Origin of the sequence: Jiangella anatolica (assembly GCF_003236295.1) — a bacterium.
GTDB lineage: Bacteria > Actinomycetota > Actinomycetes > Jiangellales > Jiangellaceae > Jiangella > Jiangella anatolica.
The window spans coordinates 26,268-38,849 of sequence record NZ_POTW01000063.1 but is presented as its reverse complement, the minus strand read 5'-3'; the positions used below and the strand labels follow the sequence as shown (position 1 = coordinate 38,849).

The 12,582-nt window shown below is 73.2% G+C and carries 11 protein-coding genes; 1 reads left to right on the top strand and 10 read right to left on the bottom strand.

Features of this window, described 5'->3' with window-relative positions; genetic code table 11:
* Positions 1–2,109: beta-L-arabinofuranosidase domain-containing protein (locus tag C1I92_RS22190; RefSeq protein WP_199521478.1), on the bottom strand; the 2,109-nt coding region annotated here is incomplete at its 3' end.
* A gap of 307 nt (positions 2,110–2,416) precedes the next feature.
* On the opposite strand from C1I92_RS22190, the gene C1I92_RS33455 reads away from it, so the two are divergent.
* A complete protein-coding gene (locus tag C1I92_RS33455; RefSeq protein ID WP_146605238.1) occupies positions 2,417–2,716 on the top strand; it encodes a hypothetical protein in 300 nt (99 codons plus the stop codon).
* A gap of 547 nt (positions 2,717–3,263) precedes the next feature.
* Here C1I92_RS33455 and C1I92_RS22180 read toward each other — a convergent pair.
* From C1I92_RS22180 to C1I92_RS22140, 9 genes are all read right to left on the bottom strand, one after another.
* Entirely contained in the window at positions 3,264–3,938 is a 675-nt protein-coding gene (locus C1I92_RS22180; RefSeq protein WP_111256832.1) for a GntR family transcriptional regulator, read from the bottom strand.
* A gap of 80 nt (positions 3,939–4,018) precedes the next feature.
* Entirely contained in the window at positions 4,019–5,020 is a 1,002-nt protein-coding gene (locus C1I92_RS22175) for a proline racemase family protein (RefSeq protein WP_111256831.1), read from the bottom strand.
* A gap of 20 nt (positions 5,021–5,040) precedes the next feature.
* Positions 5,041–5,934, bottom strand: coding sequence for a dihydrodipicolinate synthase family protein (locus C1I92_RS22170; RefSeq protein WP_111256830.1), 894 nt, complete (start codon positions 5,932–5,934; stop codon positions 5,041–5,043).
* Between the two features lie 77 nt (positions 5,935–6,011).
* On the bottom strand, positions 6,012–7,442 hold the full coding sequence (locus tag C1I92_RS22165; RefSeq protein WP_111256829.1) for an aldehyde dehydrogenase (NADP(+)): 1,431 nt from the start codon (positions 7,440–7,442) through the stop codon (positions 6,012–6,014).
* Between the two features lie 90 nt (positions 7,443–7,532).
* The gene (locus C1I92_RS22160; protein WP_111256828.1) at positions 7,533–8,921 is read right to left on the bottom strand and encodes an FAD/NAD(P)-dependent oxidoreductase; all 1,389 of its coding nucleotides are present in this window, start codon (positions 8,919–8,921) and stop codon (positions 7,533–7,535) included.
* The gene (locus C1I92_RS22155; protein WP_199521477.1) at positions 8,902–9,174 is read right to left on the bottom strand and encodes a (2Fe-2S)-binding protein; all 273 of its coding nucleotides are present in this window, start codon (positions 9,172–9,174) and stop codon (positions 8,902–8,904) included. The genes C1I92_RS22160 and C1I92_RS22155 overlap by 20 nt, the downstream gene beginning before the upstream one ends.
* A 124-nt stretch (positions 9,175–9,298) precedes the next feature.
* On the bottom strand, positions 9,299–10,444 hold the full coding sequence (locus C1I92_RS22150) for an NAD(P)/FAD-dependent oxidoreductase (protein ID WP_111256826.1): 1,146 nt from the start codon (positions 10,442–10,444) through the stop codon (positions 9,299–9,301).
* Positions 10,434–11,567: an ABC transporter ATP-binding protein gene (locus C1I92_RS22145; protein WP_158564236.1), complete on the bottom strand. Its 1,134-nt coding sequence runs from the start codon at positions 11,565–11,567 to the stop codon at positions 10,434–10,436. Before C1I92_RS22145 ends, C1I92_RS22150 begins: the two co-directional genes overlap by 11 nt.
* Entirely contained in the window at positions 11,564–12,580 is a 1,017-nt protein-coding gene (locus C1I92_RS22140; RefSeq protein ID WP_111256825.1) for an ABC transporter ATP-binding protein, read from the bottom strand. Before C1I92_RS22140 ends, C1I92_RS22145 begins: the two co-directional genes overlap by 4 nt.
* Between the last annotated feature and the right edge of the window lie 2 nt (positions 12,581–12,582).

The window sequence follows — 12,582 nt, the reverse complement described above, 5'->3', positions numbered from 1 at the left end:
CAGGAAGTACGTCACCTGCGGGTCGCTGGCGCTGTCGTTGTCGCGACGGGAGCCGAGGATGTGGTTGGTCAGGCCGCGCTCGTAGTAGTCCATGAACGCCGGGTCCGGGTTGTGGAAGTACAGGTTCCGGGTCAGCTTCAGCAGGTTGTACGTCGAGCAGGTCTCGCCACCGCCGCTGGAGGTGCCGGAGGTGACGCTCTGGTAGTGCAGCGACTCGGAGATGTCGCCGCGCGGCTGGAACAGCTCGGGGTTGGTGTTCGCCGGCCGCCCCGGCGCCTCGCCGTACTGGCCGCCGGCCGATCCGTGGCTGAACATCCGGTGCGGGATGATCATGTGCCAGAAGTTCTCCGCCGCGGTGAGGTACTCGGCGTTGGCCGCGGGGTCCTGCTCGTAGATGCGCAGGTAGCCCGTGAACTGCGGCACGTGCTGGTTGACGTGGATGCCGGTGAGCACGTCGCGGTCCTCCAGCACGGCCGGGAGCACCGTCCGCCGGTTGTCGAACGCCTTCGCGGCGACGAGGTACCGGGCGGCCCGCTCCGGGTCGGTGGCGATCGCGGCCAGGTGGGCCAGGTTCTCGTTCGACCCGCCGAACTCGCCGGCGATGTGCAGCGACCACATGCGGTTGAGGTTCGCCCGCGGCACCCGCGACAGCCGGCTGTGCACCCAGTCGCCCATCTTCGTGACGATCTCCAGCGCGCGCTCGCTGCCGGCCAGGTGGTGCGCGTCGATCAGCCCGCGCATGATCTTGTGCAGCGTGTAGTACGGCGCCCAGATGCCGGTGCCGCTGTAGGTGGTGAACTCCTCCAGCCGGATGAACTGCGCCTCGGTGTACGCGGACAGGAAGCCCGGGTGCCGCCGGCCGTCTGTCGCGCCGAAGAACTCGCCGTGGCGGCCGCGGCCGGAGGAGTCGGCGATCGTCGGGCCAGGCGCCTCGTCGAACCGGTACCAGGCGACGTCGGCGCTCACGGCCGCCGGATCGGCGACGACGGCGGCCACCTCGGCGGCGTCGAGGCCGCGGCCGAAGATCTGGAACTCGTCCACCAGGCCGTTCAGGAACTTGATGTTGACCTGCGGGAACTGCGCCCGGCCGAGCCAGTTGTCCGGCGTCGTCCCCAGGTCCGACGGCGACAGGCTCAGTGCCGCGCTGCCCGCCGCGACCCCGTTGACGTAGATGGTGCCGGTGCCGCCGGAGCGGACGATCGCCACGTGCGCCCACTCGCCGGCCGGCAGCGCCGTCGTCGCCTGGACGCGCTGCTCGGCGGCCGCGCCTCCGGTGGTGATCGCGAACCGTGGGCCGGTCTCGTTGTGCACGGACAGGTACATCCGCGACAGCGAGTCCGTCGCCGCGTCGCCGGGGTGACCGAAGTCGAACAGCCGCGCGTTGTCGTCGCGCACCGTCAGGTTCACCCATGCGGCGACGGTGAAGTCCGTGAGGCCCGCGACGATGCCGGGCGGCAGCCGGACGTAGTCGGCGTCGCCGGTGATGTGTCCGTTGGGTGTGCCGGTGAACCGGATCGCGGTCCCGTTGCGGCCGGCCGGGCGGGGCGTGGGCCGCGCGGCCTGGGCGGCGAACGCGTCCTGGCACTCGCCCAGCGCGTTGACCATGTAGTCGAGCTTGTCCTTGAAGATCTGCTCGCCGGTCGACGCCCACGACTGCGCGAGCAGCGTCAGGAAGTGGCCGCTGAAATGACCGCGCAGGTTGCCGTCGGGCGACTCCCAGCTGCCGATCGGGTTGACGCCCTTGTGGTCGAGGCCGGCGGTGACCCGGAAGCTGCGCAGCATGCGGTCCGGCCCGCGCTGGTCGTCGCGGACGCCGTTGACGACGCTCGGACCGTACTCGCGAGCGTAGTTGAGCAGCCGGTTCCGCTTCTCCTTGAAGACGCTGTCGCCGAGCGTCACCTGGCTCAGCGTGAACGGGCGGACCTGCCAGCTGTCCGCGACCGGCAGGCTCGGCTGGCTGGTCACCGCCAGGGCCGCGGCGGACGCGGCGCCGGGCGCGGCGGCGGCCTGGCCGGCGAGCGCGCCGGTCGCCGCCGTGCCGACCGCCGGGGCGGCGGCGGCCAGGGCGCCCAGGCGGAGGACGGTACGCCGGGACAGGTCCTTGGTCATGTGGTTCTCCTTGTCCGGGGGAGAGGCCGCGCGCTGTTAGCGGTAACAGCCAGGAAAGATGTGACATGGTACTGAGCGGACGAAACGGACGTCAAGGGTGAGGCTCGCTGCCGGAGGGACGGTGCGGGAGGGACGGTATTGGCGGCTGCGACGGTCGAGGAGCTGGCAGGGACTGGGGACAGGGGCAAGGGCTGAGACCGGGGCCGGAGGGCCGAGCCACACGTGGCGACGATCGCGGCAACAGGGCGCCGCCGGGGCGTCGACTGCGGCGACGGCGTGCCGCTAGGACGTCGACTGCGGCGACGGCGTGCCGCTGGACGTCGTGCTGCGCGCGGCGGGTCACCCGGTGGTGCGGCGCTGGCCGCGAAGGCCCGGTGGTGGCGCCATGACGCGTCCGGCCCGGCCTTGGCACGCTCCGGTGCTCCACAATTCCGGCATCTCGGGCGCGATCGGTCGCCTGCAGCGAGCCAAGCGCGACGCTGCGGCGTGCCAAGCCGCCGAGCGAGGCTCGCGTGAGCGCGGCGTCGAGTTCGACGGGGGCGAGGTCGCGTTCACCGACGGGCAGACGGTCGGCGCGGCGCGGGCCGCGAAGGTGGCGGCGCCATGACGCGTCCGGCCCGGCCTTGGCACGCTCCGGTGCTCCACAATTCCGGCATCTCGGGCACGATCGGTCGCCTGCAGCGAGCCAAGCGCGACGCTGCGGCGTGCCAAGCCGCCGAGCGAGGCTCGCGTGAGCGCGGCGTTCGAGTTCGACGGGCGCGAGGTCGCGTTCACCGACGGGTAGACGGTCGGCGCGGCGCTGTGGGGCGGTGGCGGTGGTGGCCGGCGGTGCCGTGCGCGCGATGGCGCGCGCCGCGCGCGACGGCGGTGGCCGGTGTTCGCGTGGGCGTGCGATGGCGCGCCGCTCGCGACGGCGGCGGCCGGTCTTCGCGTGGGGCGGGTGGCGCCCGGACGGCCGTTGGACAGTAGGCGACACGAGGCCCGAGCCGCGCGGGCGACGGGGGGAAAGCGTCCGGCGGGCTCGGGCTCGTGCTCCGGGAGGACCCGGACGCCGGCGGGGGTGTCGTCACCGCCGGCGTGGCACATGAGCCTGTCGCCGGCGTCTGAGCTGCCGATGAGCCCAGCATGAGAGCCCTCTCACGCCGGGCGGGTGTCTACTCCGACCGGCCGGCCCACTCCCGCCGGGTGTGGCCGATGTGGGTGCGCATCAGCTCGGCCAGCTGGTCCGACTCGCCGGCCTCGATGAGATCGCACATCTGCTGGTGCTCCTGGGCGCTGGCGACCAGCCGGCCGGACGACGCCAGCGCGGACAGCCCGTAGAGGCGGGTCTGCGCGCGCAGCTCCTCGACGATGCGGACGAGGCGCTGGTTGCCGCTGGCCGACAGCAGCCGGACGTGGAACTCGCGGTCGGCGCCGATGTAGCTGATGAGGTCGCCGGCGGCGGCCGCGTCGACGATGGCCGAGGCGAGGTTGCGCAGTTGGGCGAGCTCCTGCGCGGAGATCTTCGCGACGGCCTCGGCGGCGGTCGGTGGCTCCAGCAGCTCGCGGATCCGGGTGATCTGGTCGAGGTCGGTCTCCGACATGTCGGTGACCTTGAACCCCTTGTTCCGGACGACCTCCACCAAGCCCTGCTTGACGAGGTCGAGCATCGCCTCGCGCACGGGGGTGGCGGAGATGCCGAAACGCTCGGCCAGCCCGGGGGCCGAGTAGAGCTCCCCGGGCTTCATCTCGCCGGACACGATGGCGCCGCGCAATGCGTCGGCGACCTCTTCTCTGACGCTCATCCGCCGTGCGAAGGACGGCAGCGCCAACTGCCGCAGTTCAGCCATCTCTGGTCCCTCCGGTGTTGCACGGCGGCCGAGCGTCACCGCGACGTCGCGTTCGTGCGAGATATCCCACCTCTTCAACCCTAAAGGAGAAAGCCCTCGGGAAAGGGATCCGCCGGGTCGAGGAAGTATTGTGCCGTGCCGGTCAGCCAGGCGCGCCCGGTGACTGTGGGTATCACCGCGGGTAGGTCCCCGACCGCAGACTCGCCGACCAGACGGCCGACGAATCGGCTGCCGATCAGTGACTCGTTGACGAAGTCCGTGTCGAGCGGGAGCTCGCCGCGGGTGTGGAGCTGCGCCATGCGGGCGGAGGTGCCGGTGCCGCAGGGTGAGCGGTCGAACCAGCCCGGATGGATGGCCATGGCGTGCCGTGAGTGGCGGGCGTCCGAGCCGGGGTCGACCAGCTGGACGTGGTGACAGACGTTGATGCCCGGGTTCTCCGGATGGACGGGTGCGTCATGCTCGTTGATGGCGTCCATGATGGCAAGCCCGGCCGCCAGCAGCTGGTCCTTCTGCGCGACGTCGACGCGCAGGCCGAGCTGGCCGGCGTCGAGGATCGCGTAGAAGTTGCCGCCATAGGCCAGGTCGTAGGTGACCGCGCCCCAGCCGGGCACGTCGACCTTCGCGTCCAGGCGGTCGGTGTAGGACGCGACGTTGCGGATGGTGACGGCCTCGGCGGCGCCGTCGCGGACGGCGACCTCACAGACCACCAGCCCGGCCGGAGTGTCCAGCCGGATCGTCGTGACCGGCTCGCTGACCTCGACCATCCCGGTCTCGACCAGCACCGTCGCGACGCCGATGGTGCCGTGCCCGCACATCGGCAGGCAGCCGGACACCTCGATGTAGACGACGCCCCAGTCGGCGTCGGTGCGGGTCGGTGGCTGCAGGATCGCGCCGCTCATCGCCGAGTGCCCGCGCGGCTCGAACATCAGCAGCCGGCGCAGCTGGTCGGAGTTGGCGATGAACCACTGCCGCCGTTCCTCCATCGTGGCGCCCGGGAGAGTGCCGACGCCGCCGGTCACGACGCGCGTCGGCATCCCCTCGGTGTGCGACTCGACGGTGTGGAAGATCCGCTTGGACCGCATCGGCGCGCCCCCCTCGGCCGTCAGGAGTACTTCTCGGCGGCCTTGGCGGTCAGCTCGCGCACGGACGCCGCGTCCTCGGCCAGCATAGGCTGGCGCGGGGGCCGGACCGGGCCGCCGTTGCGCCCGATGACGTCCATCGACAGCTTGATCGCCTGGATGAACTCGGTGTTGAAGTCCCAGCGCAGCAGCGCGTGCAGGTCGCGGTACATCGGCAGCGCGGTGTCCAGGTCGTGCGCCAGCACCGCGTGGTAGAGCTGGGCGCAGGCCCGCGGGAACACGCTCGGGTAGCCGGAGATCCAGCCCTTCGCGCCGGCGAGGCCGACCTCCACGACGGAGTCGTCGGTGCCGATGAGGATGTCCAGGCCGGGCGCCAGCTCCTGGATCTGGTAGGAGCGGCGCGACTCGCCGGTGAACTCCTTCACGCCGACGATCAGGCCCTCGTTGTACAGCTCGGCCAGCAGCGCCGGCTTGAGGTCGATCTTGGTGTCGATGGGGTTGTTGTACGCCGACACCGGGACGCCGACCTTGGCGATCTCGCGGAAGTGCTCGATGACCGAGCGGTCGTCGCCGCGGTAGGCGTTCGGCGGCAGCGCCATGACGACGGGCGCGCCGGCCTCGGCGGCCTGCTCGGCCCAGCCGCGCGCCTCGCGGGCCCCGTAGGCGCCGACGCCCGGCATGACGGTGAAGCCCTCGGGCGCGTTCTCGATGGCGACCTTCACCATCGTGGACCGCTCCTCGGGGGTGAGCACCTGGTACTCACCGAGCGAGCCGTTCGGGCACACGCCGTCGATGCCGTTGGCGGCGAGCCAGCGCACGTGGTCGGCGTACCTGTCGAAGTCGACCGACAGGTCGTCACGGAAGAACGTCGGGGTGGCGACCAGAACGCCGTGCCATGGCTTTTCACGACCGTTCATGCGAGGCTCCATTTCTATACTATATAACATTTCACTCATGTGTGAGGGACGGGACAAACGGGACCGAGCCGGAAAAATCAGGTCTGCAGAATGCCGTCCACGCGTCGCGGAATGCCCGGATTCGCGTCCCGCAACTCGTCCGGGAGCACATGCTCGGGGGCGTTCTGATAGGCGATCGGGCGTAGCCACCGGCGGATCGACGTGGGCCCGACGGAGGTGTGCGCGCTGAGGCTCGCCGACGGGTACGGCCCGCCGTGCTGCATGGCCCAGGTGACGGCGACGCCGGTCGGGAAGCCGCCGAACAGCAGCCGGCCGGCCCGCTGCCGCAGCACCGTGTGCAATCGGCCGACGAGGTCGGTCTCGCCGTCGCCGGCGTGCACGGTGGCGGTCAGCTGGCCCTCGAGCCGGTCCAGCGCGCCGAGCAGCTCGTCGGTGTCGCGGTACTCGATGACCAGCGCCGTCGGCCCGAAGCACTCCTCGAGCAGCTCGGCGTCGAGGTCGGCCGCGGCGACGGAGAACAGCGCCGGGCGGCCGAGTGCGGGGTCGTCGCCGGCGCCGTCGCCGAGGGTGCGCAGCCGCGGGTCGGCGTGCCGCCGCTCGGTCTCGGCCCGGTAGGCGTCGCGGATGGAGTCGTTGAGCATCCGCGCGGCCGGCACCTCGGCCAGCCTCGCGCCCAGCGCCGCCTGCAGCTCATCGCTGCCGGCGGGTGCGAAGAGCAGCCCGGGCTTCGTGCAGAACTGCCCGACGCCCATGGTGATGGAGCCGACGTAGCCGGCGGCGAACTCCGCGGCCTGCCCGTTCGCCACCTCGGGCGTGACGACCAGCGGGTTCAGGCTGCCGAGCTCGCCGTAGAACGGGATCGGCGACGGGCGCGCGGCGGCGAGGTCGGCCAGTGCCCGGCCGCCCCGGGTGGAGCCGGTGAAGCCGACGGCGCGCACGTCAGGGTGCTGGACCAGCTCGGCGCCGGCCTCCAGCCCTTCGATCAGGCCGAGCGTGCCCTCGGGCAGCTTCGCCTCGGCCAGCCCGGCCCGCATCGCGGCGAACGTGCGCCGGCTGGTCTCCGGATGCGACGGGTGTGCCTTGACGACGACGGGGCAGCCGGCCGCGAGCGCGGACGCGGTGTCGCCGCCGGGAACGCTGAACGCGAGCGGGAAGTTGCTGGCGCCGAAGACGCCGACGACGCCGACCGGCACGAGCATGCGGCGCAGGTCCGGCTTCGGCCCCATCGGGGTGTCGCCGGCGTGGTCGATGGTGGCCTCGACGTACGAGCCCTCGCGCAGCACCTCGCCGAACAGCCGCAGCTGATACGTCGTGCGGGTGAGCTCGCCGTTCAGCCGGGCCGGGCCGAGGCCGGTCTCGGCGTCGGCGGTGGACACGATGGCGTCGCGGTCGTCCTCCAGCGCGGCGGCGACGGCGTCGAGGGCGTCGGCCCGGCCGGCGCGGCCGGCCTGCTCGAACGGCGCGGCCGCCTCGGCAGCCGCGCCGACGGCGTGATCGACGTCAGACATGCATCAGCCTTCCCAGGTCGGTGCGGGTGGGGCAGCGGCGAACGACCCGCCGGGTGCTTCCCGCAGAATATCTTAGTGACATGTGAAATGTCACTGTTGTCCGATGTGGCCGGGATCGCCGGCCAGCGTGCCGAGCGAGATCGGAGCGGCGATCGGTCGTTCACTCACCCCTCGCAGGTCAGGCGCCGTTCCCGTGCACGACGCGGTCAGACATGCGGTGGCGTACCCGCACACCCGTCCCTGACACCATCCCATGCCGGCCCGGCTCAGTAACTTCGCCGTCCGCACATCGGTCGCGCCCAGCTCGTCGAGCGCGGTCCGCACCTCGCCGGCGCTGACCTCCTCGCACCGGCAGACCAGGGTGTCGTCGGCCAGCCAGCTCTGCCAGCCCGCGCGCACCGGGTGGACGGCGTGCATGGCCGCGGCGAACCGGCGCAGCGCCCGCCGGCGGCGGCGCAGCGAGGCCGGCGCGGACGTGACGCCGGCAGCGGCCACTCCCGCGATCGAGCCCTCGGCGACGGCGAGCGCCGCCCCGCCCACGCCGCAGGCCTCGCCGGCGACGTGGACGCCGGGCACCGACGTCGTCTGCCGCTCGTCCACCTCGACGACCAGCGAGCCGTCGGCGTCCACCCGGGTCGCGCAGCCCAGCGCCAGCGGCAGCTCCAGTTGTGGCGTGAACCCCCAGCCGACGGCGACGGCGTCGCACTCGACGACGCGCTCGGAGCCGGCGACGATGCGCCAGTCGTGGTCCAGCCGGGCGACGGTGACCGCCTCGACCGCGTCGCCGCCGTGCGCCGCGACGATCGCCTGCCGGGTGTGGAACGGCACCCGATGCCGGGCCAGCGCGGCGGCGTAGCCGGCGCCTTCGGTGAGCTTGGCGGCGACCGGCAGCACGGCGCCGGCGTGCCGGATCCAGCCCGCGGGCCGGTTGGCCTCATAGACGCCGGCCACCCGGGCGCCGCGTGCGGCCAGCCCGGCCGCCACCGGCAGCAGGAACGGCCCGGTGCCGCCGACCACCACGCGCCGCCCGACCAGCACCTCATGCCCCTTGAGCAGCGCCTGGGCGCCCCCGGCGGTGTGCACGCCCGGCAGGTCCCAGCCGCGGAACGGGACCTGGCGGTCGTAGGCGCCGGGGGCGAGCACCAGGCGCCGCGCCGGCACCTCGGTCTCGGCGTCACCGGCCACGGCGTGGACGGTGAACCCGTCCGCCGCCGAGCCGGACACCGTCCACACGTGCTGGCCGAAGTGCCTGACGGCGCCGGCCGCACCGGCGACCAGGCGCCGGAAGGCGCCCAGGTCGTGGTGGAGATCGGCGACCGCTCCCAGATCGCCGGGCCGGTGCCGCCAGTACTGCCCGCCGGGCTGCCGCCCGGCGTCGATCAGCGCGACCCGCGCCCCGCCGGCCAGCGCCGCGGCGGCCGCGGCCAGCCCGGCCGGCCCGGCGCCGACGACGGCGACGTCATACGGCGAGGTGGCCACGGCCGTCCCCTTCCTGGCTGCGGACGATCGCGCCGGCGGCCGCCGGCACCAGGCAGGCGCGCTGGTTCGGGACGTCGTCGACGGTCACCAGGCAGTCGAAGCAGACGCCGATGCCGCAGAAGATCCCGCGCGGGCGGCCCTCGCGGCGCGTCGTCCGCCAGGACCGCACGCCGGCCGCGACCAGTGCCGCGCCGACCGTCTGCCCGTCGGTGAACGCGACCTCGCGCCCGTCGAACTCGAACGCCGCGCTCACGCGAGCCTCCGCTCGCCGGCTTGGCACGCCGCAGCGTCGCGCTTGGCTCGTCGCGGGCGACCGATCGTGCCCGAGATGCCGGAATTGTGGAGCACCGGAGCGTGCCAAGGTTGGGCTGGACGCGTCATGGCGCCACCACCGGGCCGAACCGTTCCGGGCGGAACGGGGCCAGGTCGAGCGACGGCGGCTCCTCGCCCAGGAGTTGCGCGATCAGCCGGCCGGTCGCCGCGGCCAGGCCGATGCCGGCGCCCTCGTGCCCGCACGCGTGGAACAGGCCGGGCGCCCGCGGGTCGGGGCCGATCACCGGCAGGTGGTCCGGGCAGTACGGGCGGAAGCCGCGGTACGTGCGAATGACCTTCACATCGGCCAGGACGGGGAACAGCGCCACCGCCTGCGCGGCCAGCGCCCGCAGCACCCGCACCGACAGCGTCCGGTCGTAGCCGACCCGTTCCCGGCTGGCGCCGATGAGGATCGTGCCGGACTCGGTGCCCTCGACGACGGGCGAGGTCTGCAGGTCCGCGTCGTCGCTGGCGACGTTCGCGACGTACTCGGCGGCGAAGACCTTGTGCCGGACCAGGCGCGGGAGCGGCTCGGTGACCAGGATGAACCCGCGCCGCGGCAGCACCGGCACGTCGACGCCGGCGAGCGAGGCGATGTCGCCGCCCCAGGTCCCGGCGGCGTTGACGACGGCGCCGGCGGGCAGGTCGCCGGCGGACGTCCGCACGCCGACGACGCGGTCGCCGGAGCGCAGGAACCCGGTCACCTCGACGCCGGTGCGCACCGTCGCGCCACGGGCCCGGGCCGCCCGCAGCAGCCGCGCGGCCGCCAGCATCGGCTGAACCTGCGCGTCGCCGGGGTACAGCACGCCGCCGGCCAGCGACGGCGTCAGGTGCGGCTCGTGCTCGGCCAGCTCGCCGGCCGGCACCACGACGGTCTCGACCCCCGCGCCGGACTGCGACGACGCCAGCGACACCAGCGCCTCGTAGCCGGGCGGGGTGGCGGCGACGACGAGGCCGCCCTTGGGGTCGAACTCGAAGCCGCCGACCTCGACGGCCAGGTCGCGCCAGAGGCCGGACGACAGCAGGGCGAGGTCGAGCTCGGCGCCGGGCGGCTTGTCCGAGACGAGGATGTTGCCCTCGCCGGCGCCGGTGGTGCCGCCGGCGACCGGGCCGCGGTCGACGACGGTGACGGAGTGGCCGGATCTCGCGGCGTACCAGGCGGTGGCCGCGCCGACGACGCCGGCCCCGATGACCAGCACGTCAGCGGGCACCGGGCGGACCTCCGGGGGTGAGCCCGCCGGCGACGTGTGCTTCCGTCGTCTCGATGCTGCCGGGCTCGTCGGCGGCCGGCGTCATCGCGACCTCCTCCGGCCTCACCTCGTGCGGCGTGAGCGTGCCGGACAGGATGTCCTCGGCGTAGTGGCAGGCCACCTTGTGCCCGGGCGCCACCAGCGGCAGCTCGCGCAGCGCCGGCCGCTCGGTGTCGCACCTGGTCGCCTGCTTCCAGGGGCAGCGGGTGTGGAACCGGCAGCCCGCAGGAGGGTTCGCCGGCGACGGCAGGTCGCCCTGCAGCAGGATCCGGCTGCGCGTCTCCTCGACGTTCGGGTCCGGCACCGGCACGGCGCTCATCAGCGCCCTCGTGTACGGGTGCAGCGGCTGGCGGTAGAGGTCGGCGGCCGGCGCCTGCTCGACGATGCCGCCCAGGTACATGACGGCGACCGTCTTGCTGATGTGCCGGACGACGGCGAGGTCGTGCGCGATGACGACGTAGGTGAGCGAGAACCGCTCCTGCAGCTCCTTGAGCAGGTTGATCACCTGCGCCTGGATGGACACGTCGAGCGCGGAGACCGGCTCGTCGGCGATGATCAGCGACGGGTTGAGCGCGAGCGCGCGGGCGATGCCAAGGCGCTGGCGCTGCCCGCCGGAGAACTCATGCGGATACCGGTTCACCACCGACTCGGGCAGCCCGACGACGTCGAGCAGCTCGCGGACCCGCTTGGCATGCGCGGCCGAGCCACCGGGGAACTTGTGCGCCCGCAGCGGCTCGGTGAGCATCGACTCCACGCTCTGCCGCGGGTCGAGGCTGGCCATCGGGTCCTGGAAGACCATCTGGAACTGGCGGCGGACGGCGCGCATCTTCCGCTCGCTGAGCGCCAGGATGTCCTGGCCGTCCAGCGTCACCGAGCCCTTCGTCGGCTCGGTCAGCCGCATGATCGCACGGCCGAGCGTCGACTTGCCGCAGCCGGACTCGCCGACCAGGCCGAACGTCGTGCCGGCCTCGATGTCGAGGTCGACGCCGTCGACGGCCTTGACCGCGCCGACGGTGCGCTGGAACAGCGTCCCGGACCTGATGGGGAAGTGGACCTCGAGGTCGCGGACTTCGAGCAGGCTCACCGGGCCACGTTCCCTTCGTGCAGGACGACGTCGTCGCCGACCGGCCGCAGACAGCGGACCGGGTGCGGCACCAGCGGGGTGCCGAGCTCGGCCATGGCCGGCGGACCGGCCAGACACTCGGCCACCGCCCGGCTGCAGCGCGGCTGGAAGGCACAGCCACGCTCCCACGCGACGGTGTCGCGCGCGGAGCCGGGGATGGTGTGCAGCACGGCGTCCGGGTCCTCGTCGTCGATGCGCGGGATGGACTGCAGCAGGCCGTCGGTGTAGGGGTGCGATGGCCGGGCGAACAGGTCCTTCGTGCCGGCCGACTCGACGATGCGCCCGGAGTACATGACGTGGACGTCGTCGCACAACCCGGCGACGACGCCGAGGTCGTGCGTGATCATGATCATCCCGCAGCCGCTCTCGGCGACCAACGTGCGCAGCAGGTCCAGGATCTGCGCCTGGATGGTGACGTCGAGCGCCGTGGTCGGCTCGTCGGCGATCAGCAGCTTGGGCCGGCAGGCGATCGCGATGGCGATCATCACCCGCTGGCGCATGCCGCCGGAGAGCTGGTGCGGGTACTCGCCGAGCCGGCGCACCGGGTCGGGGATGCCGACGCGGCGCAGCAGCTGCTCCGCCTCGGCCTTCGCCGCGCCCTTGGCCAGCCCGGCGTGCCGGATGAGCACCTCGGTGAGCTGGCGGCCGATGGTCACCACCGGGTTCAGCGACGTCATCGGGTCCTGGAAGATCATCGCGACGTCGCGGCCGCGGACGTCGCGCAGGGCGCGCTGGTCCATGTCGGTCAGCTCGTTGCCGTCGAGCATGACGGTGCCGCCGACCCGGACGCCGCGCGACGGCAGCAGTCCCATGACCGCCAGCGACGTCACCGACTTCCCGGACCCGGACTCGCCGACGATGCCGACGGACTGCCCGGCCGCGACGTCGAAGCTGACGCCGTCGACGGCGTGCACCGGCTCGCTGCCGGACCGGGTGAACGTGACCGAGAGGTCGCGCACTTCGAGCAGGCTCATGC

Excerpts from the sequence above, each read along its gene's own strand:
- C1I92_RS22180 (WP_111256832.1), bottom strand. The coding sequence starts at position 3,938 with ATGGCTGAACTGCGGCAGTTGGCGCTGCCGTCCTTCGCACGGCGGATG.
- C1I92_RS22175 (WP_111256831.1), bottom strand. The coding sequence starts at position 5,020 with ATGCGGTCCAAGCGGATCTTCCACACCGTCGAGTCGCACACCGAGGGG.
- C1I92_RS22170 (WP_111256830.1), bottom strand. The coding sequence starts at position 5,934 with ATGAACGGTCGTGAAAAGCCATGGCACGGCGTTCTGGTCGCCACCCCG.
- C1I92_RS22165 (WP_111256829.1), bottom strand. The coding sequence starts at position 7,442 with ATGTCTGACGTCGATCACGCCGTCGGCGCGGCTGCCGAGGCGGCCGCG.
- C1I92_RS22140 (WP_111256825.1), bottom strand. The coding sequence starts at position 12,580 with ATGAGCCTGCTCGAAGTGCGCGACCTCTCGGTCACGTTCACCCGGTCC.